The organism is Candidatus Auribacterota bacterium, assembly GCA_026392035.1.
Classification (GTDB): domain Bacteria; phylum Auribacterota; class Tritonobacteria; order UBA1439; family UBA1439; genus JAPLCX01.
The window spans coordinates 1-25757 of the sequence record JAPLCX010000036.1 but is presented as its reverse complement, the minus strand read 5'-3'; the positions used below and the strand labels follow the sequence as shown (position 1 = coordinate 25757).

Below are 25757 nucleotides of genomic sequence, written 5' to 3'. Positions count from 1 at the left end.
AACACTCCCGGGATTCCTTAAGTCAGAACCTTCATAATCAGAGGCTATAAATCGCGGCTATAAACCGCGCTTGTCACAGGTTTTCGACGAAAGTATAATGGCCAAGGCATAAGGAGAATGAAATCATGTTTGCTAATGCCTGCGGTCTTGCTCGACGGTTCACGCGACCTCTCATCATCTCTACACGATTCTATGACGGCTCGGTCTCAAGCGGATGTGGCGCCTTTGTTGTAGTCAATCACGAAGGCTGGATCGTTACCGTCGCCCATCTCCTGCAATCCCACCATGCGGCCCAGGCACATGCCCGGGAAATCGAAGGCTTCAAGAAACGTAATGCTGAGATCGATGCGGACGACAGTCTGACCCCAAAGGAGAAGGACGCGAAGAAGACGGCGCTCAGCCCGAACCCAAAGTGGATCACGAACAGTTCATTCTGGTGGGGGTGTTGGAACAGCACGTTTCTGAATGACGTTCGCCCCCTTCCGGAAGCGGATCTCATCGTTGGTCGAATTGAGCCGTTCGATCCCGCCTGGGTTTCTAACTACCCCATGTTCAAGGATCCCACGCGGAACTTCGACCAAGGCACGAGCTTGTGCAGACTCGGGTTTCCCTTTCACGAGATCAAGACAACCTTTGACGCCAAGAAGAACTCATTCGTTGTTGATCCTGCCTGTCTGCCGCCCCCCTACTTCCCGATAGAAGGAATCTTCACGCGCAACCTCCTTGCCGGGAAGACCAAAGATGGGAAGCACGACATCAAGTTCATTGAGACCTCCTCGCCCGGTCTTAGGGGGCAGAGCGGGGGTGCCATATTCGATTCTCACGGTACAGTATGGGGCATCCAGAGCACAACGAGACATCTCCCCCTTGGCTTCAGCCCGAAGATCAAAAGAGGAAATGCAGAGATTGAGGAAAACCAGTTTCTCAACGTCGGCAAAGGGATTCACGCGGAGACCATCCTCGCCTTCCTCAAAGACAATGGGATCTCAGTGCAGATTTCGGTGTACTGACAGGAGATTGCAGAAAAAGCCACACCAGTTACACCTACGAGGTATAATCGGTTCTTTATAAGGGGGGATTGAAACTCCCTGATCTGCACTAAGTGAAGTTGTGGATCAAGCAGTCTGGCGTATATCGTATAATTAACATAGTAACTCCAGGACTATCGCTCGCTTAAATAGGGGATTAGAATGAGCAAAGCATATGTGCATGGTTATGACCAGAGGGAAAGTATTCGTCTGCAAGATCAGGCATCGACACTTGTTAATCTACTGCACTCTGACACTGCATTCCCTGAGGGGAGCCATGTTCTGGAAGCGGGATGCGGGATTGGTGCTCACACCGTCATCATTGCCAGTAAAAACCCTGGCGCCCGTATCACCTCGATTGACATTTCTGAAGCTCTGAATTGCATGACCGCAGCTTGATTATGATGAAACATTAGGGTCACCTGTGCCGCAAGGTATAGACACTCCCCTTCTGAGGAGCCCCATTGACAGTTGCTCCAACAGGCCCCCTCGTCTCCCACCTGACCATCACTGCTGACACCCTTGTCAATGTCTCTCCCCCATTCGGATAGGTTACACTGAGTTATGGCGCTGTGGAATTCTGGGGACCAGGCGCGCCGAGTTCCACCCAATCCACCTTATTATTGGTATCCGCCCCTGGAACCACGCGGCTTAGACTGTGGCCCGGCTGGACATCACTGCAAATCTCATCTGTGCCGGCTGGATTGTTGGCGTCACCGGGGAGATTGTTTGTGTTAGGTTCGTCATAAAGCACCGTATCCAATAATTTTCCACCATAGCCAACCAGCCTCACGCCGTCTGTCGGGCTGGTTTTTCCAAAGTACGGAACTGCAGGATCGTTCTGGTCTCCGTTCTGCATCTGTAGGGATACAACCAGATCCGGCGCCACTCCAAATACACTTTGGACATTGGCTTCACCGATCAAAAAGTATGAGCGGGCAGGGATCACCGCCCCCTGCGGGAGGTCCGCATGCCCATACCCAAATGAGGTTCCCCCATGCTCGATCCTGAGCGCGCTTATATCAACAGCGTTATCCCCAGGATTGAATAACTCTATGAACTCCTGCTTCAGCACATCGTCCGCACCGGCAGGATCATAGTAAACTTCATTGATCACTATCTTGGGGAAGTCACTGGCATTGAGAGGATCGGTCCCGGTTCCAACCTCGCTCCCGTCAACGTACCCGTCATCATCGCTGTCGGGATCAGTCGGGCTTGTGCCATAATAACTCTCCTCTACATTGGTCAATCCGTCATTATCCGTATCAGGCGATATCGAACCCGTCGGACTGGGCGTATTGAGCACCTCGAAGTCTGTAGCTCTATTGGTATCAAGACCGGCTGATTTTCTGCTCAAGCTCTGACCGGGATTCACATCCGGATTGAGCTCATACGTCTGACCGGGGATGCTGTCATCCCCATAAAGAGAGGTATTGGGGTTGTCATAGAGTACTGTATCCAACACATATCTATCAGGCCTGACCAGCCTCACGCCGTCCGTGTCGCTCAGCCCGGTGTCTGTGTGGTCATCCGGGTCGTTGTCATCGCCGTTCTGCAATTCGAGAGTCACGACGAGATCGGAGAGATTCCCATTGACGTCCCGTACCTCTGACTCGCCGATGAGAAAGTAGGAATGGGGAGAAATTGTTCTGCCGGCGGGGATCACCGCGCTGGTATGGAACTGCCCAGCAACCGAGGCCTGAATCTTGTATCCCGACAGATCAACCGCGGCGTCCTGATTGTTATACAACTCCACAAATTCATGCCCATCATCCGCACCGGGATAATCATAGAGAATCTCATTGATCACCAACAGGCTGGTTTCACCGGGGTGAGAATCCGGATCGAGCGGATCCCTCCCGAGATTCGCCTCATACCCGTCACCATAGCCGTCATTGTCAGTATCGCCATCCAGAGGATCCGTATTATAAACCCTCACTTCCTCGCCATCCTTCAGACCGTCGCCATCCGTGTCGGCATTGAGATAATCCGTGTGATATGTGTATATTTCCTCGGTGTCGCTCAGCCCGTCGTTATCAGAATCAACCGAAGTGTAGGTTATCGTCGGATCGAAATAGGTCGAGTCATATAGATCGTTTCCGTTGTTCGCAACCCGGAAATATATCGCGTCATATTTATTGACCGGCACATCGCTCAAGAGGAAATGGAAACCGGTAGTATCATCGCCGGCGATCGTATTCTGCCAGAGCGTGGCGCCGTTCTTGATGATCCTCACCACAACCCCATCTCCTCCCACATCTGCCTTCCTCGCATTCACCGCGATCGTTAACTTTCCCCAGACGGGCGCCACCCACTTCCGTGCGGCCTCCGCTGTAGAAGATGGATGACTCCCACTACCCCATATCGCCGGCGGAGCCCACCCCGATATAGCCGTTTGCCAGCGCCCGTCCGCCTCATTCCACACCAGATCGCTGTATTCCTCTCCCTGGTACTTCTGGTAGTACCATTGCCGGTATCCCTGCGTGGAACTGAAATCCTCCGATGCCGAATATACTATGACGGGTGTCGGGGTCGGCGTGGGCGTCGGCATCGGTCCAAGAGCGTAGAATGTTGATTATACCTTGTAAACACTAGGAAAGGAGACCTTTTTTGCGTTATGCCACTTTGCTTATCCGCTATTTAGGGTCCTCTGGACTATCCCTATTTTTCAGAAAAGCAGCTTTGATGTTTTATCACAGAGGACACGGAGATTACATAACACTCTGGAAAGCAAATTATTGCAGCAGTTAATTCTCCGTGGGTTCTCCATGCTCTCTGTGGCTCCGTGGCGAAAATTAACATTTTCTCAAGAATTGGGGGTAGTCCAGGACGTTTGCCTCTTGACCGTCCAGTCACTATGATTTAGCATAACCCCCGCCATCAATGGCGCGCGCGATATATTGCCTTCCTATTTTGTGCGGCATAATCTACTGTGCACTACGATAACAGTCAGACACAAGGAGGTCACCGATGGAAAGAGATTCGCTCTTCTTAACCGCAACCGTGCTCATAATGGCAATCGTGGCTGCGGCTATGGCCATTGATAACTCAAGGGCCTATCCGTTCAAGAGCGCGATCATCACATACAGGATCAGCGGCTCGATCCAGCAGGGCACGCAGACGCTCTACATTGACGATCACGGCACAAAGACCAGGACGGAGCGAGAGACTACCATGAATGTCATGGGGACGAAAAGAAAGGACTCCTCGCTTGAGATAGACGACGGGAACTACCACTACAGGATAGACTTGATGAGAAAGACCGGCGAAAAGACTCCGAGCTACTCCAAGATGGCGGAAGAGATGGTGAGGACAATGAGCGAGGACCAGAAAAAGGACATGGAGAAACTCGGCAAGGAGCTGGCCAAAGGCCTTACCGGCAGGGAGGCGGTGAAACCCGCCGGGAAGGGAATTGTCCTGGGGAAAGAGTGCGCGGTCTACGATCTGATGGGCGTGAAATCATGGCTCTGGAATAATCTCGCGCTCAAAATAAAGAACCCGGCGCTCGGCAACATGACGCAGGAGGCGGTTGAGCTCAAGGTCGATGTCCCCATAGAGCCTGATAAATTCAAGGTGCCCCCGGATGTCAAAATCACCGAGGCATCCGGGAGGCCGGCGGGAATTCAGCCACCCGTGCGGTAGCCAGCCGCGCAGATGATCTCGCGTATGGAATTCAGGAAGGGCGAGTCATCCCCCAGTGTGAGGAGCGATTGCCCCTCCAGGCACAACCTGGCGACATCTGCGTCGCGCTCCAATCTGCCCGCATACCTGGAGGAGCGCTCACCCTCGAGCGCCTTCAGGCGGTCCGCGGGGAAATCATATCCCGCGACCAGGTAAAAGTTCCGGTAGCTGATGTTGATCTCCTCGATCACCCTCTTCGCCCTGTGCGCGCTGTCGAACGCCTTCTTCGAGGGACCGATGAGCGCGAATATGTCATCAACCGCAGACGTGATTCTCCGATTCAAATGCTCGAGCCCCGCAGGAGAATCCATCAGGATGTAGCGGTAATTCTTCTCGATCCTCGCGATCAATCCCTTCAGTATGTTATTCGGCTGGCAGTAGCATCCCTCCGTCCACTTGGTGCCGAGTGAGAAGAAATCAAAGCGCGCTCCCTCGTACAAGCCTCGCTGACTCAGGAGATAGTCCACCTTCTCGGCCAGGCTGGAGGCATTCAGCTTCTCCTCAATGCTCCCAGACCTGATATCGAAGAGGAGGTCTGAAATTGTCTTTATCCCCTCCCGCTCCATATCCAGGCCGACCATCTCGGCGAGGCTCTGATCGGGATCGGCATCTATCAAGAGCAGCGGCGCCTGATCCATGAGGACGCGCGCCATGCCGGCGATGAAACATGTCTTGCCTACCCCACCCCTCCCTATCGCCACGATTTTTCTCATAATTGGTTGCCCCTGCCTTTCACCGGTCCTGTAGGGGTTCCCCGCCTGCCGGCCGGGCAGGGATTTATCGAACCCGCTTACTGTATCATCTTTTCCCTTATAATCGGGCGCGATAAAACTTGTCCTGAGCGGAGTCGAAGGATCGCGCCCCTACAAACACTACTGCGTGTCCTCCGTACTACAAGTGTGCAAAACTTTTCTTTTTGAGAAAGTCTTTCAAACTGAATGATTGTCTTTTTGCCACTGAAAACACTGAGGACACTGAAAAATCTGTGTTCATCTGTGTCTATCTGTGTGAATCTGTGTCACACGTCAATCTCTCCAGGCATGAGCGGCAGAGCGCCAGATCCGCGGCGAGGATTTCGCGCGCCGTTGATTCCGTTCTGTCGGGGAAATTGTCCGGCATCAATTCAAGCGTGACGTGGCCGCGGTAGCCGCTCCTCGCGACATGGCGGAGAAACCGCTCCATATCCATCTGGCCGGTGCCGAGCGGCTGGTGCTCCGCGCCGGTAAAGTTGGACACGTGGATGAGCGCGAGCTTGGATTTCACCCTCTCGTAGGCCGCGATCGGGTCCAGCCCGCCTGTGGCGAGGTGCGTGGTGTCAAGGACAAGGTACCTGAAGCGGAGGAGGTAGTTCCAGTCGTTGCCGACATGGCAGCACGTGCTCAGGGGGAGGAGGAGCCTGTTGAGCCATGCGCGGCGGTTCACCTCGTAGAATATTCCCGTATTGAGGAGCACGCCGAGGCGGCCGAGGATCTTGTAGGCGTGGGGCATGTTCTCCACGGCGAGCTTGACGCTGGTCTCCTCCTGCCAGCGCGGGAGCTCTTCGTCTACCCAGCGCGCGTATCGCCGCTCAGCGAAAAAGGGCAGATGGATGACGACGATCTCGCTCGCACATTCCTCGGCGAGCGCGAGCGATCTCCGCATGCGCTCCACCGGGTCGCTGCCCCACGCCGGCGTCTCGACGAAACTGAACGGAGAATGGATGCTCGCGATGGGGAGCTGGTAGCGACTCGCGAGGCGTTTCAGGTACACGGGATCTGAGGTGTCCCAACGATCGTCCACGATGACCTCGACCCCATCGAAGCCCAGGTCGCGCGCGATCCCGAACACCCGGTCGAGCCCATAGAACCGCAGCGAACCAATAGAAAGCAGGATCATATACCCTGTCCCCGGAGAAAATGCCACATGATAGTGCATTCACTCTTTATCTGGCAAGGCAATTGTTGTAAACTGTGCGAGAATAGTTAAGTGTTAAGGGTTCCGGGTTGAGTGACCCAGTGTTTCACGCACTATTTCTCAACCCTTAACGCTCAACCATCAACCAACCGGTACATCAATGAATCAGGCCACATACAAACTGATACGGGCGCGCTTCCTTCTTCCGATGAGCGATGCGATCGGGAGAGCGACGCGCATCGCTGACGGCTACGTCCTCGCCTCCGGCGGGGAGATCGTCGAGGCCGGCCCCTACCGCAAAGAGATTGGGGAGCGCATACTCGCGCGCCATCGGGGCGAGCTCCTCGTGATCGGCGCCCCCGGAGCCGCGCAGGAGGGGGACATCACACAGCACCACGGCGTCCTCCTCCCCGGCTTCGTCAAGGCGCATGGGCACGACCATGAGAGCCTGATCATCGGCATCGCGAAGGACCAGCCGCTCACTCACTGGCTGGACCACGCGGTGAACCTATGCATGGGGTTCCTGGAGGAGAAGGGCCGCGCGCTCGCGGCAGAATTCACACGCTCCCCTCATTCTATTGCGTACCGCAAGGCCAGGCTGGACGATGTCTCGTACGGGATTACATCAGCGCTCACGCACCACTGCAACTTCAGCAAGCGCCACGTACAGGAGCTCGTCGATGCGAACCGCGAGGCAGGCACGCAACTGATTATCGCAGTCGGCAGCCAAGACCGGCACTACGACCCGCGGGCCCTCGACACGCCGCGCGAGGCGGTGGAACGGCTGCAGCGCTATGCGGCAGAATTTGAGGGGACTGAGAGAATAAGGATCATCCCCGGCCCCGACCAGTTCTTCTCGAACAGCCCTGAGATGCTCACCGGGCTCAAGAAATGGGCGCGGGATAACGGCACGCTCATCCACATCCACTCGTCCGAGGAGCCGGGGACGACCCGGTGGTTCGTCGAGACCTACGGAATGACGGAAGTGGAGTACGCGCAGGGCATAGGATTCCTCGATGGGGACACGCTCCTCGCCCACCAGGTCAACTGCACCGACCACGACCTCGAGATCATACGGGACACCGGCGCCTGCGTGGTCCACAACCCGCTGGCGAACACCATCCTCGGCTCGGGGATGCCGCCGATCATCCGCATGCTGGAGATGGGGATTCCGGTGGCGATTTCAACGGATGGTTCCGGCAGCGCCGACAATCAGAACATCATCAACGCCGCCCGCCTCGCCTCTCAGTACCAGAAGGCGAGGCATGCCGACGCCACGCTCCTCCCCGCGCAGAAGGTGCTGGAGTTGATCACGGTTGAGCCGGCGAAGATGCTCCGGCTCAACGCAGGCTCGCTGGAGCCCGGCAGGGACGCCGATCTCGTCCTTCTGGACCTGCGCGCGGCCAACCTCACGCCGACACGGGTGGACAACGTGGTGGAGAACATCATCTGGTCGGCAAATGGATGCGAGATGCGCTACGTCATAGCGGGCGGCGAGCTGCTCGTCGATGACTATCGCTTCACGCGCGTCGACGACGCGCGCATAAAGTCCGATGTCCAGCGCCTCTCGGAACTCCTCGCGGAGTACGCGCGCACTGCTCCTGAGATCAAGGGCACCGGCGCCCACTCATAGCACAATGTGTATCACCGATACACACGGATTAACACAGATGATCACTACGGTTGAAAGTGTAAAGTTGAAAGTCAAAAGAACATAGTGTGCCTTATACTTTACACCTTGCACTTTGAGCTGTTTTTATATCTGTGATTAACGTCGCGTGTCTTCCCGCTTCTATTTCTTCCCCCGGCGCAGCTGCTCCTGAAGGCGGGGCACCCCTCTCGCGAATTGCTCTCTCGTGATGTCGCCCGCGTCGAAGGCGACCAGGGCGAGGAACTCTTCCCTTCCCTTCCGTATTCTGACGGTGCGGCCGCGGACGTGGAGGCGTTCCTTCAAATAGAACTCGCCGCGAAGGGAGCCATCGTACACCACGAAGACGATGTCATCCGCCGGCCTGGCGTCCAGGTAGACGTCGGAGAGTCTCACGACGGGGGGCATGTAGATCGCGTGGGTGTCGTCTGAGATCGTGCCGTATGCCTCCACGCGGTCTCTCACCAGCTCAACCGTGCAGTCTCTGATCGGCGCCTCATCGAGATTCATGTACACATAGGCAGGGCATATCTCAATCCCCTGATAGACGAATCTGAGCGGCCAGAATTTCCCGAATTCGATCACCTTGCTCTCCGGATTGCGATGAATGTTGTCGCAGATGCGGCTCGCCGTTTCTCTGTTCTGCTCGACGGACCCGAAGATCACGAGATCGATGTCCGAATGCTCTCCCCTGCGGCCGAGCGCGGTGGAGCCGGTGATCCCGAGCCTGCTCACCGGCACGTTGAGGAAGCGGCTCGTATTCTCCACCGCTCGGCCCACGAGCGGAAACTTGCTCATCGCGTAGTAGAGCGACCGGCGATCGTTGAAGTACCCTCGGAAACTCGACATGGGAAACCCGATGTGAAACCTGGTGATGATGAGGTCCTCATCTTCAAGGGAGGGATCGATGCGGTAGTGCATGCGGATCTGCTCATCGTGGGGGATATAGATCGTCTGCCCGCCCCGATCGGCCTTCACCATACTCTCATAGGGTCGGCCATGAATATCCGTCGTGCCGTCGGGCGTGGGATAATAAATTATCTTGCCTATCACCTTCCCCGGGGGCTGGTAATACCCCTCAACGTACACGAAGCTGCCATCGTTCCGCATCATGTAGGTCGTGTCCAAGACCCCCCGGGTGAAATCGGAGAGGGGGCAGAGTATCTGCTCAATCTGACTCTCGAAATAATCTTTCTCCGGCACGGCTACCTCCCATTCCCAGGCTAAATTTAAACCGCGAATTATTGTTAAACCACTGAAGACACTGAAATCACTGAATAATAATTTTCCACTATTTCAGTGGATTCAGTGCCCTCAGTGGTGCGCCCTTTACTATCTGTTAAAATCCGCGGAATCAGCGGTTAATCCTCTCTCCGCGCCCCCTCCATGTCCCTGCCCGCCGGCAGGCAGGCTCCGTGATGAAACAGTGATGCTGCACCCTCAGACTTTTACTTCCGGCTGATCTCAAAGATCCCCAGCGGGGCGAGTAGATTCGGCCACCGCGCCATGAGAGAAGTCAGCGGCCCCTCTTTGAAGCTCACCGGCCACTCGTTCAGTATGCGGATTCCGAGCCCTGCGCAGAGATCCCTGAAATCACTGATGCTCAGCAGGTGGATATTGGGCGTTTCGTACCAGTTATAGGGAATGTACGTCGTCTTCGGCATCGTCCCTCTCAACAGGAGCTGGAACCGGATGTGCCAGTGGCCAAAATTGGGGATGCTCACCACGCCTATCTTCCCCACCCGGACAATCTCCTGAAGAATCAGCTTCGGTTTGTGCACCTGCTGGAGCGTCTGCGCGAGGATCACGTAATCAAACGACTGCGCCCCGTAGTCGGCGAGCCCCTCATCGAGATTACTCTGGTAGACGGGGACCCCTTTGGCAATGCACTCCATGATACCCTCCGCGGAGATCTCCACGCCGCGGATCGTAACTCCCTTGTGCCTCTCCAGCGCCTTGAGCAAATCGCCGCTCCCCGCTCCGAGGTCGAGCACGCGGCTGCCCGGTTGGATGATCTCATAAATCCTCATCAGGTCCGGCCTCAGCCGGAGCGCGCTCATCTCCGGACTCACGATGCACCTCCCCCGCGCTCATGGACCCCGCACACGTGCTCCTCGTAGATGTGTCTCAGGAAGTGTGAGATGAGATGCGTCTGCTTCTCCGACTCCAGGAGAAACGCGTCATGCCCATAGCTCGAATCGAGAATGCAGAAACTCGCCTCCACGTTGTTCACACGGAGCGCATCGGCGATTTCCTTGTTCTGATAGGGTGGGTAGAGCCAGTCCGAAGAGAACGCGATAATGAGGAAGGCCGCCCTCGCGCGCGCGCATGCCCTGACGAGCGACCCCTCCCCCTTCTCCGCGAGGTCAAAATAATCGATCGCCTTGGTAATGTAGAGGTACGAATTCGCATCAAAACGCTGCGTGAACACATCGCCCTGGTAATGCAGGTAGCCCTCAACCTGGAAGTCAGTGAGGAAGTCGTAGCTCAGCCCCTTTCTATCCTGGAGCTTCCTGCCAAATTTCAGGTGCATCGACTCATCGCTCAGGTAGGTGATGTGGCCGATCATGCGGGCGAGCGCGAGTCCCCTGTTGGGGGGGGGACCCTCGTAGTAGTTGCCGCGATTCCAGTGCGGGTCGGACATGATCGCCTGGCGCCCCACCTCGTTGAATGCGATTCCCTGCGGCGAGAGGTGGCTCGTCGTTGCAATGGGTATCGCCGAGCGGATCCGCTCAGGGAATTCGATCGCCCACTCGAGCACCTGCATCCCCCCCATCGACCCCCCCGCCACCGCGAGCAGCTTCTCGATCCCCAGCGAGTCGATGAGCCACTTCTGTGCATTCACCATATCGGCGATCGTGATGAGCGGGAATTCCATGGCGTAGGGTTTGCCCGTCCGGGGATTGAGCGATGAGGGGCCCGTTGATCCCATGCACCCGCCGATGCAGTTCGCGCAGATGACAAAGTACCTATCAGTGTCGAACGCCTTCCCGGGGCCGATCATGATATCCCACCAGCCGGGGCGGCTGTCATGCTCCGCGTGGCGACCCGCGGCGTGCGCATCGCCCGAGAGCGCGTGCATGATGAGGATGGCGTTCGCTTTTTGCCTGTCGAGCTGGCCGTAGGTTTCATAGGCGAGCGTCACCGGCCCCAGTTTCTCTCCGCACTCGAGCACGAGCTCGTGCGGCGGCTCGGCGAACGTCAGGTATTTGGTTTTTACAATGCCTACCGAGCCGCACCGCTCATTCATATGCACACCCCTATTAAAAAAGTATAATACCATAGCGCGGGTGGCGGGTTAATCCATTTTTCAATGGCGCCACGCTCATTTCATGTACTGCCTCAGTTACGGGGTGCCATTTTAACATTTGTCATTCCTGCAAAACTTGTCCTCGAGAAACTTGTCCTCGCGAAAGCGGGGATCGGGGAGCAGGAGTCCAAGTTTCATGCTGGATCCCTGCCTGCCGGCAGGCAGGCCCGCTGGAGTTTATCCCGGCGAAAGCCGGGACGGGGATGACACCACAAGACATACCCACCATAATTGAGGTAGTACCATTTTATGAATAAACCAGGTGAACGCGAGTCGGGTGTTATACTATAATGGAGCGGATGGGAACAGCGCCAACGCACGCTGAAAGGAGCGCATGAGAACCACATGAAAAAAGCACTGATAACCGGGATCACGGGCCAGGACGGTTCCTACCTGGCCGAGTTGCTGATCGAGAAGGGCTACCGGGTGTTCGGCCTCCAGAGGAGGAGCAGCACGATCACCACGGAGCGCGTGGATCACCTCCTGGAAGAGGGCGTGACACTGGTCTCCGGCGACCTCATTGACGAGAACTCACTCATCAGGGCACTGGAGGCTGCAGCGCCCGATGAGGTGTATAACCTCGGTGCACAGTCGTTCGTTCCGACCTCATGGAACCAGCCGCTCCTCACCGGAGAGGTCACCGCGCTCGGGGTGACGAGGCTCCTCGAGGCAATCAGGATCGTCAACCCACGGATCAAGTTTTACCAGGCATCCTCCAGCGAGATGTTCGGGAAGGTGGTGGAGAGCCCGCAGACTGAGAAGACGCCCTTCCATCCGCGGAGCCCCTATGGCGTCGCCAAGGTCTACGGGCACTGGATCACGATAAACTACCGGGAGAGCTACGGCATGTTCACCGTCTCCGGCATCCTCTTCAACCACGAATCCCCTCGCCGCGGCCTCGAGTTTGTCACGAGAAAAGTTTCTTACGGAGCCTCAATGATCAAGGCTGGACTCCAGAAGGAGCTCCGAATGGGGAACCTCGACGCAAAGAGGGACTGGGGTTTCGCGGGCGACTACGTGCGCGCCATGTGGCTGATGCTCCAGCAGGACACGCCCGATGATTACGTCATCGCCACCGGGGAGACGCACTCCGTCCGGGAGATGTGCGAGATCGCCTTTTCCCGGGCAGGGCTCGACTACCGAACATACGTGGTGCAGGACCGCCAGTTCTTCCGCCCCGCAGAGGTGCACACCCTCACGGGCGACGCCACGAAGGCGAGAAAGAACCTCGGCTGGAAACCGGAGGCGGGTTTCAGGGCACTCATCGAGATGATGGTGGACGCCGACATGAAGGAAGTCGCGCGGACTGTCAAGGCGTAGCCGATACTTAAGTATCGGCTACGGCTGTGGATAACTTTTTACTTGTTAGACTTTGAATCTTTAACTGTAGCGACCCCCTCGCTGAGAATGGATTTTATCGCATGACAAAGGCGCTGATTACCGGGATCGGGGGTTTCGCGGGGGGCCACCTCGCGGAACACCTCCTCGACAACGGCTGGGAGGTGGTGGGCCTCGAGCGTCAAGGGGCCTCGCTCGCCGCTCTTGAGAAGGTCGCGGGGGGGATGCCGGTCGAGGAATGCGATATCGTCAGCGCCGGGGGCGTGGCCCGGGTATTCGAGCGGCTCACGCCGGACGTGGTCTTCCATCTCGCGGCCACGTCATTCGTCCCCTCGGCTGAAGACGCGCCACAGGCAACATTCGATATCAATGCGAAGGGGAGCCTCAACATCCTTGACGGGTGTCACCGACACATCCCCCGCGCACGCATCATTCTCATAAGCTCGGCCACCGTCTACGGGGCGGTGTCACCGGAGAAAATGCCGATCACGGAAGATCACCCGCTCAGCCCCATGAACTTCTATACGCTCACCAAGCTCTGCGCGGAAGAGGTTTCACGCTATTACCATAGAGTGCATGCTCTCCCGGTGGTGATACTCCGGCCGTTCAACCACATAGGCCCCCGCCAGAGCCGCAGTTTCGTCACATCTTCTTTCGCATCCCAGATCGCAGAGATTGAGGCGGGGGAGCGGGCTCCCGTCCTGAACGTGGGCAACCTCGATGCGGCCAGGGATTTTACCGATGTCAGGGATATGGTCCGCGCCTACAGGCTCGCGGCTGAAAAGTGCGGCGCCGGCCAGGTCTATAACATCTGTTCGGGCCGAGCCCATACCATCAGGGAGATACTTCACAGGATGCTGAGACTCACCACGGCGAGGATCGAACTCAGCGAAGATCCGCAACGGCTTAGGAAATCAGATATCCCCCTCCTCTACGGAGACTATTCCCGATTCCTGCGCGCGACCGGATGGAGACCGGAGCACGACCTCGACTCCACGCTCGGAGAGATTCTCGACTACTGGAGACGGCAGGTCCGACTACAGCCAAAAACCAAAAGCTGAAGGCGCAATACGCGCGCATCAAAACGGTGATTCTATCAACCTTGCACTTTCAACCCTTGGCCTCATTTTTCCTTCCGCAACCTTTTGGCTTTAGACTTTCAGCTTTTGGCTGTCGTTACTCCCACCAGTGGATCAGCCCCATTTCAAGCGGCTGCTTGAGCGCCTCATGATTCGGCAGGATCCTCACCGAGAAGCCGAACTGGCCGCTGGATTCTGAAAGTATGGAACCGACGTAGGTGTGTGCGTGGTTCTTCTCGAGTTTCTTGTGTGTGAGCGGTGTTGACTTGCCGCCGATAATTTCGCCGTCCGCGTTGACCGGGCCGTAGAAGAACTCCACGCGCACATCCTTCGGATCGACCCTCCCGAGTTCCACCTGGACATCCACCGGCAATTCAGCCCCCACGCGCAGCTTCGATACGCCCGAAACCTTCACGTCCTTGATGGAGATGTCGTCCCAGATATCCTCGATCGTGTCTTTCCACCGTGCGAGGTGCTTCGCTTCAGCCATGTCATTCGCCGTAATCCAGTTCCAGTGGGCGAGCGAGGGGAGATACACCGTCTCGATGTAGTCACCCACCACGCGGTTCGTGTTGAACACCGGGCAGAGGGTGCAGATGGAATGCTTCATCATCGCGATCCACTCGCGGGGCAATCCGTCCTTCCCCCTGTCGTAATAGAGTGGAATGACCTCTTTTTCAAGGAGTTCATACAGGGCGAGGCTCTCCACGTGGTCCTGGTACTCTTCGTCATCGTACTCCTCGCCGCTCCCGATTGCCCACCCATTCTCCCCGTTGTACCCCTCCGGCCACCATCCGTCGAGCGTGCTCACGGTCAGGCCGCCGTTCGGCACCACCTTCATCCCGCTCGTGCCGCTCGCCTCCATGGGCCTCCGCGGGGTATTGAGCCAGACATCCACGCCCTGCACCAGCACGCGCGCGCCGCCCATGTCGTAGTCTTCGAGGAAGATGATCTTGTTCCTGAACGGCTCCTGCTCCGAGAGGTGGGCGATCTCCTTGATGAGTTTCTTCCCGCCCTCGTCGGCCGGGTGGGCCTTGCCGCCGAAGATGAACTGAACCGGTTTCCCCGGCATGCTTACGATCTTAGCGAGCCTTTCGGGATCCTTGAGGAGGAGCGTCGCCCGCTTGTAGGTGGCAAATCGCCTCGCGAACCCGATGGTGAGCGCCGTGGGATCGAGCGCCTCGCCCGCCTCCACCACACGCGAGCTGTGGGCGCCCCTGTTCTTGAGCTGTTCCTGGAGCTTTGCCCTTGCATACCCCACGAGCCGCTCTTTAAGACGCTGGTGGCTCCCCCACAGTTCCGCGTCGGGGATCTTCTCGAACCTCTCCCAGATGCTACGGTCTTCGGGCTCATAATGCCAGCTCGTTCCCAGGTAGCGGTCGTAGATGCGCACCATCTCATCCGAGATCCACGTGGGGACGTGGATGCCATTCTTCACGTATCCGATCGGCACTTCGCTCAGGGGCACCTCCGGCCAGAGCCCCTGCCACATTTCGCGGGAGACCTCGCCGTGCAGCTTGCTTACGCCGTTGATGTGTGAGGCGAACCGGCAGGCGAGCACCGCCATGGAGAAAGGCTCCCCCGCGTCCCCTGGCCTCTCCCTGCCGAGGTCGAGGATCGTCTCGATCGAAACATTGAGCTTCTTGCAGTAGCCGGAGAGGTATTTCGCCGCCAGCCCCGGATCAAAACGATCTATCCCCGCGGGGACGGCGGTGTGCGTGGTGAACACGCTGGTGCTCGTCACGAGCCCCCTCGCCTCATTGAACGAGAGCTTGTGCTTCTTCATGAGCTGGTGGGTCCTCTCGAGCGCCTGGAACGCCGAATGCCCCTCATTCATGTGCGTGATCGTCGGCGGATAGCCCAGCGCGTCGAGCGCCCGTATGCCGCCGATGCCCAGGACGACCTCCTGCGTGATCCTCATCTCGAGGCCGCCACCGTAGAGGTGCGAGGTGATATTCCTGTCCTCATTTGAGTTTTGCTCAAGATTGGTGTCCAGGAGATAGAGCGGCCGTCTGCCCACCTGAACCCGCCATATTTGCACGTGCACCGTTCTGTCAGGGAAAGAGATATCAACCACCACGGGCTTGCCATGCGCGTTTTCCTCGATCTGCATGGGCATATTATAGAAGTCATTTTCGGGGTAGGTTTCCTGCTGCCAGCCGTCGCGGTTCAGGTACTGGCGAAAGTAGCCGAAGCGATAGGCGAGGCCGACGCCGATGAGCGGCACGCCGAGCTCGCTCGCGGATTTTAAGTAGTCTCCCCCGAGCACGCCGAGGCCGCCGGAGTAAAAGGGAAGGCACTCATGGACGCCAAATTCAGCGGAGAGGTACGCAATGTGGCTCCCCAGATGATCGCGGTGCGTCTTCTGGTACCAGGTGCCGTGTTTCATGTAGGTGTTCAACTCCACAGCGACCCTGTCCATCCGGGCGAGGAATGCGTCATTTTTGAGGAGGCGGTTGATATCGTCGGTGCTGAGGATTCCCAGCACCTTCACGGGATTGTGGCTGGTGCTCTCCCAGACGGCGGGATCGAGGCTCCGGAAAAGCTCTATCGCATCCGGGTTCCAGCTCCACCAGAGATTGTACGCGATATCGAGCAGCGCGTTCAGCCTCTCAGGCAGAAAAGGCACCACCGTGTATCTCAGAATCTTTCTCATGCTCAAGTTCCTCCCCGATAATAGGCTGGTATAGTACCATCTCGATGATGAGTTATACAGGCAGATTTTGGAAACAGCCCAAAGTGAAAGGCCTAAGGTTTAACGCAGCAGCATGTTCGCCACAGAGCAGGTTGTACTCATTGCTCCCTCACCACCTTATGCCGCACCCATACCGCATCGCCTTTAAGTTTCTCACAGTGCGTCAGCATGAGCTGAATCATGCTTCCCACAGAGCTGAGGCCGGGAGAGCGGAGCAGAGCCAGATTCATGGCGGGGTTCATCGAGAGGGCGAAATCTATTGCGGGAGGGAAAATTTTGCGGGATAATTACTATTCTTCTCTGCCGAGGAGGGAGAGAGCTGGTTCGAGACCTCGTGATAGCACTGTGCGCGTAGGATACTATGAAATTTATACCTTTGGGCAGGGCGACATCGGTGGGGAGCCTTCCCCACAGGGATCCCTCGGAGGCCGTCCGGGCGGTGCTGCGGGCATTCCCTGAACTCCCGGCCTGGCCTCAGCTGCCGAACCGCTCGTTCCTTGAAAACATGTACGTCCAGTACAGCGAGGGGCTCCCATGCCTCGTCGTGGACCGTGAAAAAGAAAAGATCTATTTCGACACGGGGCGCAATATCATGGCTGAGATGGAGTCATTCTACGGCGGGGTGATCGAGGGCGACCTCAATCGCTTCGCGCTCACCGAGGAGTACGCCCCGGGATTCTATCGCTTGATCGACGCGCTTTCCGGGAAGGCGCACAACAACCTCGCCTGCGTGAAGGGACAGATTGTCGGCCCGATCAGCTTCGGCCTCACCGTCACCGACCAGAATAAGAAGGCAATCCTCTACCATGATGAGCTCATGGACGCGGCGCTCAAGTCCATCTCCATGAAAGCCGCCTGGCAGGTGCGCGAACTGAAGAAGGTGTGCCCGCGGGTGATGATCTGGCTCGATGAGCCCTACCTCGCGAGCTTCGGCTCCGGATACGTGAGCCTATCCGCACACCAGGTGTTCTCATACATCGGGGAAGTGGTGCAGAGCATTCATGGATGCGGCGCCCTGGCAGGAATCCACTGCTGCGGCAACACCGACTGGTCGCTCCTCATGCACACAGAACTCGACATCATAAACTTTGACGCATACGACTACTTCACGGGCATGACGCTCTATCCGGAAGCCCTGAAAAAGTTTCTCGAGTGCGGCCGGATGCTCGCCCTCGGCCTCGTGCCGACATCGGAGAAGATACGGAGCGAAACCGTGGAGAGCCTTTCGGTCAAACTCGGCGAGCGCCTCCGCGCCCTGAGTGAAAAAACCGGCCTCGGCGTGGACGCGATCTGGGAGCGCTGCCTCCTCACGCCGAGCTGCGGCACGGGGACGCTTTCGGAAGAGCTCGCGCAAAAGATACTTGAGACTGTGGGGCAAATTAAAATACCGCCGGGAACCGAAAAATAATCTGATTATGCGAAACCACTGAGGGCATTGAGTTGAGATAGGGAGTTATTTTCAATTGGATTACTATGCGATGTAACTAAGTCCGGCGTTCTCAATGCACTCAGTGGTTTAGAAACGAGGATCCATGAAAGATATTTCAATCATCCTTAACGGAGCGGTTTCAGGCGCGCGCACGGTGGTCGGGCTCGCTGAGGGCATACTCGAAAAAGCGCTCGCCGGGAAGGGAGAGGCGCATGCGGTTTCCTTCCCCGACACGGCCTACTGCCTCCCCGTGATCTACGCCATCACGGGCCTTAAAGTGACAACACTCGGCCAATTGAAAAAAGCGTTCGCCGGATGCCGCGCGCTCCTCCGCGAGGAGGGCGGCGCGCTCCCCACGCTCGACGAGGCGCTGGCTGCGGGACGCGCGACGATCATGGCTGCCGAGGCAATCGAGGCGATCCGGCACCTGGACGGCCCTCCCCACACCGGCATCTGGCTCGGACCGACCAGTGACGCACTCCTCCGGAGCCAGGGGGTGAAGTTGGTGGATGGCAGCATGCCGGGTATCGCTGCGATCGTCGGCGCCGCGCCCTCGAAAGAGATCGCCGTCAACCTGGTGCGCGATCTCCAGGAGCGGAACATCCTCGTGGTCATGGCCGGTGATACGAACGGCGTGAGCCTCGCCGAACAGCTCGCCGAGGATCGCGTCCAGATGAACTGGGACACCTTCCTCGTCCCCTACGGCAAGGACCTCACTGCGGCGGTATACGCGCTCGGTTTCGCCGCACGCGCGGCGATGACCTTCGGCGGCATCACTCCGAGGGAGGGAAACGGGGGAGAGGAGATCCTGAACTACAACCGCGCGCGCGTGCACGCGTTTGTCATCGCCCTCGGCCCGCTCGACGACGTCAGAATCGCCATCGCCGCGGGGGCGCTCAACTTCGGCTTCCCGATACTCTCCGACAGCGCGGTTCCGGAGATCCTGGCCTTCGGCCCTGATAAAAAGGACCTCATCGTCGCTTCCATACCATACGACCGGATGGCGGAGAAGGCGATCGAGGTGCGCGGGATCAAGGTCCGCATCACGAAAATCCCCATCCCCGTTCGCTACGGCCCTGCCTTCGAGGGAGAACGCGTCCGCAAGGAAGATATGGCGATCCAGTTCGGCGGAAAATACAGCCAGGCGTTCGAGTACGTGTTCAGCGCTCCGGCGGGGGATGTGCGCGACGGCGTGATCGAGCTCGTCGGCCCCGACCTTGACCGTGTCGAGGAGGGCGGCGCCCTCCCCCTCGGCATCGTCGTGAGGGTTGCGGGCCGCAAGATGCAGAAGGATTTTGAGGCCATCCTCGAGCGCCACATCCACCATTTCCTGAGTCAGGCAATGGGGGTCATGCACATCGGGCAGCGCGAGGTTGTCTGGCTGAGGATCAGCAAGGAAGCGAAGAAGGCGGGCTTCCGGATCACACACCTCGGAGAGCTCCTCAGGGCGAAGCTCATCAACGATTTTCCCGCGATCGTCGACAAGGTCCAGGTCACGCTCTACACGGAGGAAAAAGACATGCGGGAGTGGGTGCCGCGCGCGAAGCAGGCATATGACGAGCGCGACCGCCGCCTGAGGGGCCTCACCGACGAGGCGGTGGATTTCTTCTACTCATGCCAGCTCTGTCAGTCGTACGCCCCGAACCACGTGTGCATCATCACCCCCGAGCGCCTCGGTCTCTGCGGCGCGTACAACTGGCTCGACGGGAAGGCAGCGTACGAGATCAACCCGACCGGCGCCAACCAGCCCGTGAAGAAGGGCAAGGTGCTCGATGCGGTCAAGGGCAAGTGGGCCGACATCAACGCGTTCGTGTACGAGCGCTCGAACCGCGCGATCGCGAGCTTCAGCGCCTACTCGATCATGGACGACCCGATGACGTCCTGCGGCTGCTTCGAATGCATTGTGGCAATCCTCCCCGATACCAACGGCTTCATGGTGGTGAACAGGGAATTCAAGGGACAGACTCCGTGCGGCATGAGCTTCTCGGAACTCGCGGGTGTGGTCGGCGGCGGCCAGCAGACGCCCGGCTTCATCGGCATCGGGACGCGCTATCTCCTGAGCAAAAAATTCATCTCGGCTGAGGGGGGATTGAGGCGCATCGTCTGGATGACAAAGGAGATCAAGGGGAAGCTGGGCGAAGAGCTCAGGAGGCGCTGTGAAGAGATCGGTGAACGGGACCTCCTCTCGAAAATCGCCGATGAGACCGTCACCACCGACCCGGCAATGCTCCTCGACTTCCTCAAGAAGGTGAAACACCCGGCACTGGCGATGGAGTGGCTGCTGTAAAATCCTAAACCCGAAACTCGAAACCCTAAACAAACCCGAATGGATAAAATCCAAAATACAAAACCTTATGACCTATCGGATAGAACCTGCCGTTTCGCACAGACAGTCGTACCTTATGTAAATGCTCTACCTAAGACAATTCCAAATACTGAGATAGCCACACAGCTAATCCGATCAGCAGGCTCTATCGGTGCAAACTATATAGAAGCTGAAGATTCGTTGAGTAAAAAGGATTTTGTTATGAGAATAAAGATATCACGTAAGGAGGCAAAGGAAACTGCCTACCGGCTCAAGTTAAGCGAGCCTCATGAAGATTCACCTGAAAGATAAAGATGTGCTGATCGGAGAAGTTACTGAACTCATGAAAATATTTGGCTCAATAGTTGCAAAATGTCAATAGATCTCTATTTTGAGTTTGTGGTTTTGGGTTTATTTCGAGTTTCGGGTTTGCCTTATAATTATATGGAGATACAGAAGAAATCCACGAGCCATATTCATGCTGTCCGTATCGGCAACACCCCGGTGGACGGCGGCACACGTGCCTTTTCCCTGGAGATCGGCGGACAGAATTGCCTTCCCTTCCACCACTTCGAGGGAACGTATCCGAACAGGCCGATCGTCGCATGGGAAGTGACGGACGTACGGCCCCACGACTGGTGTGATACAGCCGCCGAGCCATATCTCGACGTGCTCGATGAGCCGATCGCGTGGGCAAGATCTGTTGTTGAGAGGAGAGGTGCCAGGCTCATCTGCCTCACTCTGCGGGGCACGCACCCCGACAGGGAGAACCGGAGCGGCGCCGAAGCAGCGGAGCTGGTGACGCGCCTTCTCAGGGAGGTGAATGTTCCCCTGATCATCAAGGGCGCCGGGCCGGGAGAGAAACAGAACCAGGTCCTCAGCGCCTGCGCCGAAGCCGCGCAGGGTGAGCGCTGCCTCCTCGCATCTGCGGTTGAGGAACACTACAAGACCCCTGTGGCGAGCGCGATGGCGTACGGCCACGCCGTGATTGCTGAAACGCCGATCGACGTGAACCTCTGCAAGCAGCTCAACATCCTCATTTCCGACCTCCACTTCCCCCCGGACCGGATTGTCATCGACCCGCTCACCGGCGGCCTGGGATATGGGATGGAGTACACGTACTCGGTCATGGAGCGCATCCGCCTCCAGGCCCTCGACGGTGACGCGATGATGCAGATGCCGTTCATCTGCTTCGTCGGCCAGGAGGTGTGGAAAGTGAAGGAGGTGAAGGTACCGGAAGAGAAAGAGCCGCTCTGGGGAGACAGGAAAAAGCGCGGCATATTGTGGGAAATCGCGACCGCGGCATCCCTGCTCTATGCGGGCGCGGATATACTCGTCATGCGCCACCCGGATGCGATCGCCGCCGTCGAAAAGACAATAGACGAATTGATGGTAAAAACGTGAACCACGGGGGCACGGAGTAATAAGTTTCTGTTATTACAAAGAGTAAAAGAGAAAAGAGTTTTTGATGTTCTCTTTTCTTCTTGCTCTTTTAGAGATGAAGATTTTCTATATCTCTGTGTCCTCCGCGTCTCCGTGCTGAAAATACATTATGAAACTGACTGGACTACAGATTTTTAAGCTGCTGCCGAACAAGAATTGCAAGGAGTGCGGCTCCCAGACATGCCTCGCCTTCGCCATGAAGCTCGCGGCGAAACAGGCCAAGCTGGATGCCTGTCCCTATGTCTCAGACGAGGCGCGCGAAAAGCTCGGCGCCGCAGCCGCCCCGCCCATCAGGCTCGTGAGCATCGGGACCGGCGATCGCGCGGTCAGCATCGGTGAGGAACTTGTGATGTTCCGGCACGAGAAGACCTTCTTCCACAAGACCGCGCTCGCCGCCCAGGTGGATGATGCCATGGAACGCGATGAACTGCTCTCGCGATTACAGCTCGCCTGCTCGTTTTTAGTTGAGCGCGCGGGGGAGCGCCTGGCACTCGACCTCATCGCGGTGAAGGAAACGAGCGGAGCGCCGGAGAGGTTCGCGGAGACCATCAGGACGGTTCAGGAGAAGTGCCCGCTGCCGCTCGTGCTGATTTCCAGAAACGCCCTCTGTATCAGCGCGGGGCTGGACGTCGCCGGCAGCTCACGCCCTCTCCTCTGGGGGGCGGAAATCGCACACGCTGATGAGGTGGCCGCGCTCGCGAAAAGATTCTCTGTCCCTCTCGTCGTAGAAGGGCCCGGAGGAATCGACGAGCTCACCGCGCTCGCCTGCCGGGTTGAACAGTCGGGCGTTGAGGACATACTTCTCGCGCCAATGAGCGACGGCGCCGCGACCAGGCTCAGGGACTTCACCCTCCTGCGCCGGCGCGCGCTCTCCCGGTCGTTCCCCGGAACGGGCTTTCCGCTCATCATGTCGGCCCGCGGCAGCGGTTACGAGGGCGCCGTGGCCGCAGCGGGAGGAATATGCAAATACGCCTCGGTGATCGTTATTGAGGAACCGGCCCTGTGGGAGTACCTGCCGCTCCTGACCCTGAGACAAAATATCTACACCGATCCGCAGAAACCGCTCCAGGTCGATCCGGGAATCTACCGGATCGGGGAAGCCGCCGAGGATTCCCCGCTCCTCGTCACCACAAACTTTTCCCTCACCTACTTCATGGTGTCAACCGAGATCGAGGCCTCGGAGATCCCGTCACGCCTCCTCGTCACCGACGCGGAGGGGCAGTCGGTCCTCACCGCCTGGGCCGCAGGGAAGTTCAACGCGGAGGTGATCGCGAAAGCAGTGACAGCCCACGGGCTTACTACATCCGTTCCCCACAGGCGCATCATCATCCCCGGATACGTGGCGATGATCAGCGGCGATCTGGAGGACAAGCTCCCTGGCTGGAATGTCATGGTGGGGCCGCAGGAATCCGCCGATATCCCCGCCTACATGAAGGACGTGTGTAAGAAAAGGGGACAGGCTACTTTATGACACCTATCGCCTTCCCATGGAAAGTGTTCCATACGGTGCTTGCAGATAATTTGCAGTTAAGTCGTGTCGTTCCATTATGTCGACAGATCTGGCTATAACTTACTAGCAACAAAAGGGTTGCGGCTGATAAAGTAGCCTGTCCCCTTATTATGAAATTGCACAGGGTCAAGTTTCTCCCTTCGGGAAAAGAAGTTGACATTAAAGCGGGCGGAGCACTTTACGACGCTGCCCTCCTCCTCGGCATCCCGATAAAAGCTGAGTGCGGTGGTCAGGGGACATGCGGCCAGTGCCTCGTAAAAATCGAGGCGGGTGACTGCGCTCCCACTCCTCACATCTCGATCACTCCCGAGCAGGAACGGCGTGGTTACCGGCTCGCCTGTGGCGCGCGCGTGACAGGCGATTGCGTGGTGTTCGTGCCGGAGGAATCGCTTCTTCCTTCTGCGGATCTCGACTTCGCCGCGGTACTGCTCACTGAAGATGACCGGAAGCGGGCGCACGCCCTCAGCGGTCTCGCCCTGTCTCCGCCGCCCGAGAAGCGCATGGCCGGCCACCCCCTTCTCGGTCTTGCCCTCGATCTCGGCACGACCACCGTGGTCGCTGAACTCGTTGACCTCGAAACGGGCAACTACCGCGCGCGCGCCGCCGCCTACAACCGGCAACTCTCCTGTGGCGCGGACATCATCAGCCGCATCGTCTACGCCCAGCGCCGGGGCGGGCTCGATCGGCTGCGCGGCCTCGCCCTCGAAACGATCAACGGAGTCATCGCGCGCCTCATGGAACATTCCGGGGCGCGACCGGATGAGGTTTCCAGTGCGGCCATGGCGGGCAACACGACCATGATCCACCTGTTCCTCGGCCTGGATCCCTCGCCGATCAGGCTCGACTCAACCACCCGCGTGCGCACCCGCTACCCCGTGATCCCCGCGGGCGAGGCGCGGCTCACGGTCAACCCCCGCGCCCCTCTCATGTTCGCGCCGGGTATCGGGAGTTACGTCGGTGGTGACGTGCTCGCGGGCGTGCTCGCCTGCCGTATGCACGAATCGGGTGAGGTAATCCTTTTCATTGACGCAGGGACGAACGGCGAGATCATTCTGGGAAACCGCGAGTGGATGATGGGCTGCGCCTGTTCCACCGGACCCGCGCTGGAGGGTGTGGGTATCAGCAGCGGCATGATGGCCGCCCCCGGCGCCGTGGAGGCTGTCGAAATCAAGCACCTGGACGCATCCCCCGTGCTTAAGACCATCACCGGCGCTCCCGCGCGCGGCCTCTGCGGCTCGGGAATGATCGATCTGATGGCCGAGCTTTTCCGGCATGGCATCCTCGACAGGAAGTGCACTCTGAACAGGGATCGAGGCTGTCCGCGCCTGGAGGAGCGGCAGGGGCATCCCGCCTATATCGTGAGGAGGACTGGCGAGGGCGGCGCGCCCAGAGAGATCTCCCTGACCGGCGTTGATTTCAAAAAGCTCCTCCGCACCAAGGCGGCCATACAGGCTGCGATCCTCACGATGCTCAGGAGCGTTGAGCTTGCGGCATCTTCAATCGAGCGCGTCGTGATCGCCGGCCGGCTCGGAGAAGCGATCAACGCATCGAACGCCGTTGCCATCGGCATGCTCCCCAACCTCCCGCTCGACCGGTTCGAGTACATCGGGAACGGCTCCCTCTGGGGCGCGAACCTGATCCTGCTGTCAGAAGAGAAAAGGGTTGATATCAGCGCGCTCGCCGACAGAATCACCTACCTCGACCTGAGCACCCACCCGCGCTACATGGACGAGTTCATCGCCTCGCTCTTCATACCGCATACTGATGCAGAGAATCTCTAATCCAACTCTTGTATCCATTCTTGATTGTTATGCCACCAGTTGTGATAAAGAACAGTTTTTCATTACTCATCATTCAACCTTTATAATACAACTAACTGCGAAGAGGGATACAACAACTCATTAGCGTAACAGTATCAAAATCTTGGGGGATTCTATGGTAGATCATATTGTTAGAGAGCTGGGCAACGGCTTTGAAGTTCAGATTGAACAAATTAAGCCAGGGAGGGCTGGTGGTGAAGCGTTCTTATTCAAGATAAAAGGCCCCGGTATCCCTTTTACTTACAAACTTGAATTCTCAGGGGAGCTTCTTCAATCTTCATTTGAGCAAGGCGGTTTTAGAACGGTGGAGGAATTGTTGTTTGAGCATACCCGGGATCTTTTCTGCGGCTTCGATATGGTCTTTTTTGACACGACGAGTATTTATTTCGAGGGAGAAGGAGGAAATCTCGGCGAGCGTGGCAATTCAAAAGATCATCGACCGGACTTGAAGCAGATGGTCGTGGGGGTGGTGCTTGATTCGGAGGGCAGACCGATATGCTGTGAGATGTGGCCGGGCAACACGACGGATGTAAAGACGCTGGCGCCGGTGGTGAATCGGTTGCGCCGGCGTTTTGGTA

Annotated in this window: 18 protein-coding genes and 2 pseudogenes; 13 read left to right on the top strand and 7 right to left on the bottom strand. The window is 57.7% G+C overall.

The annotated features are described in order from the left end of the window. Positions 1-125: 125 nt before the first annotated feature. Both NTX71_03520 and NTX71_03515 read left to right on the top strand, forming a co-directional pair. Positions 126-1010, top strand: a complete 885-nt coding sequence (locus NTX71_03520; GenBank protein MCX6338972.1) for a trypsin-like peptidase domain-containing protein — start codon at positions 126-128, stop codon at positions 1008-1010. Between the two features lie 180 nt (positions 1011-1190). Next, positions 1191-1400: pseudogene (locus tag NTX71_03515) on the top strand (SAM-dependent methyltransferase). A 190-nt stretch (positions 1401-1590) separates the two neighbouring features. On the opposite strand, the gene NTX71_03510 reads toward NTX71_03515, so the two are convergent. Continuing rightward, entirely contained in the window at positions 1591-3579 is a 1989-nt protein-coding gene (locus NTX71_03510; protein MCX6338971.1) for a lamin tail domain-containing protein, read from the bottom strand. A 419-nt stretch (positions 3580-3998) separates the two neighbouring features. Between NTX71_03510 and NTX71_03505 the strand changes: the two genes are divergently transcribed. Then, a complete protein-coding gene (locus tag NTX71_03505) occupies positions 3999-4670 on the top strand; it encodes a hypothetical protein (protein ID MCX6338970.1) in 672 nt (223 codons plus the stop codon). Here NTX71_03505 and NTX71_03500 read toward each other — a convergent pair. Then, positions 4652-5422 (bottom strand): AAA family ATPase, encoded by a 771-nt coding sequence (locus NTX71_03500; GenBank protein ID MCX6338969.1) that lies wholly within the window; start codon positions 5420-5422, stop codon positions 4652-4654. The genes NTX71_03505 and NTX71_03500 overlap by 19 nt on opposite strands. A gap of 286 nt (positions 5423-5708) precedes the next feature. Then, the gene (locus NTX71_03495; protein ID MCX6338968.1) at positions 5709-6584 is read right to left on the bottom strand and encodes a sugar phosphate isomerase/epimerase; all 876 of its coding nucleotides are present in this window, start codon (positions 6582-6584) and stop codon (positions 5709-5711) included. A 178-nt stretch (positions 6585-6762) separates the two neighbouring features. Here NTX71_03495 and NTX71_03490 point away from each other — a divergent pair, with 178 nt between their 5' ends. Beyond that, positions 6763-8235 (top strand): amidohydrolase family protein, encoded by a 1473-nt coding sequence (locus NTX71_03490; GenBank protein ID MCX6338967.1) that lies wholly within the window; start codon positions 6763-6765, stop codon positions 8233-8235. A 159-nt stretch (positions 8236-8394) separates the two neighbouring features. Here the strand turns inward: NTX71_03490 and NTX71_03485 are convergent, their stop codons facing one another. The 3 genes and pseudogenes from NTX71_03485 to NTX71_03475 all read right to left on the bottom strand — a co-directional run bounded on the left by NTX71_03485 (position 8395) and on the right by NTX71_03475 (position 11500). Next, complete coding sequence (locus NTX71_03485; protein ID MCX6338966.1) at positions 8395-9453, bottom strand: nucleotidyltransferase domain-containing protein; 1059 nt, start codon at positions 9451-9453, stop codon at positions 8395-8397. Positions 9454-9698: 245 nt separating this feature from the next. Continuing rightward, positions 9699-10322 (bottom strand): methionine biosynthesis protein MetW, encoded by a 624-nt coding sequence (gene metW / locus NTX71_03480; protein ID MCX6338965.1) that lies wholly within the window; start codon positions 10320-10322, stop codon positions 9699-9701. Positions 10323-10366: 44 nt separating this feature from the next. Beyond that, positions 10367-11500: pseudogene (locus NTX71_03475) on the bottom strand (homoserine O-acetyltransferase). A 405-nt stretch (positions 11501-11905) separates the two neighbouring features. Between NTX71_03475 and gmd the strand changes: the two are divergent. Next, positions 11906-12880, top strand: a complete 975-nt coding sequence (gene gmd, locus NTX71_03470; protein ID MCX6338964.1) for a GDP-mannose 4,6-dehydratase — start codon at positions 11906-11908, stop codon at positions 12878-12880. Positions 12881-12981: 101 nt separating this feature from the next. Further along, positions 12982-13959, top strand: coding sequence for a GDP-mannose 4,6-dehydratase (locus tag NTX71_03465; GenBank protein MCX6338963.1), 978 nt, complete (start codon positions 12982-12984; stop codon positions 13957-13959). Positions 13960-14074: 115 nt separating this feature from the next. On the opposite strand, the gene glgP is transcribed toward NTX71_03465, so the two are convergent. Continuing rightward, a complete protein-coding gene (glgP, locus tag NTX71_03460) occupies positions 14075-16633 on the bottom strand; it encodes an alpha-glucan family phosphorylase (protein ID MCX6338962.1) in 2559 nt (852 codons plus the stop codon). 400 nt (positions 16634-17033) lie between these two features. On the opposite strand from glgP, the gene NTX71_03455 reads away from it, so the two are divergent. The 7 genes from NTX71_03455 to NTX71_03425 form a co-directional block, all read left to right on the top strand. Further along, on the top strand, positions 17034-18080 hold the full coding sequence (locus tag NTX71_03455; protein MCX6338961.1) for a hypothetical protein: 1047 nt from the start codon (positions 17034-17036) through the stop codon (positions 18078-18080). Between the two features lie 124 nt (positions 18081-18204). After that, positions 18205-20388 (top strand): acetyl-CoA decarbonylase/synthase complex subunit alpha/beta, encoded by a 2184-nt coding sequence (gene acsB, locus NTX71_03450; GenBank protein ID MCX6338960.1) that lies wholly within the window; start codon positions 18205-18207, stop codon positions 20386-20388. A gap of 39 nt (positions 20389-20427) precedes the next feature. Next, positions 20428-20718 (top strand): four helix bundle protein, encoded by a 291-nt coding sequence (locus NTX71_03445; protein MCX6338959.1) that lies wholly within the window; start codon positions 20428-20430, stop codon positions 20716-20718. 117 nt (positions 20719-20835) lie between these two features. Continuing rightward, complete coding sequence (locus tag NTX71_03440; protein ID MCX6338958.1) at positions 20836-21810, top strand: acetyl-CoA decarbonylase/synthase complex subunit delta; 975 nt, start codon at positions 20836-20838, stop codon at positions 21808-21810. A 148-nt stretch (positions 21811-21958) separates the two neighbouring features. Beyond that, positions 21959-23320: an acetyl-CoA decarbonylase/synthase complex subunit gamma gene (gene acsC, locus NTX71_03435; GenBank protein ID MCX6338957.1), complete on the top strand. Its 1362-nt coding sequence runs from the start codon at positions 21959-21961 to the stop codon at positions 23318-23320. A 149-nt stretch (positions 23321-23469) separates the two neighbouring features. After that, entirely contained in the window at positions 23470-25140 is a 1671-nt protein-coding gene (locus tag NTX71_03430) for an ASKHA domain-containing protein (GenBank protein ID MCX6338956.1), read from the top strand. 154 nt (positions 25141-25294) lie between these two features. After that, positions 25295-25757: hypothetical protein (locus NTX71_03425; protein MCX6338955.1), on the top strand; the 463-nt coding region annotated here is incomplete at its 3' end.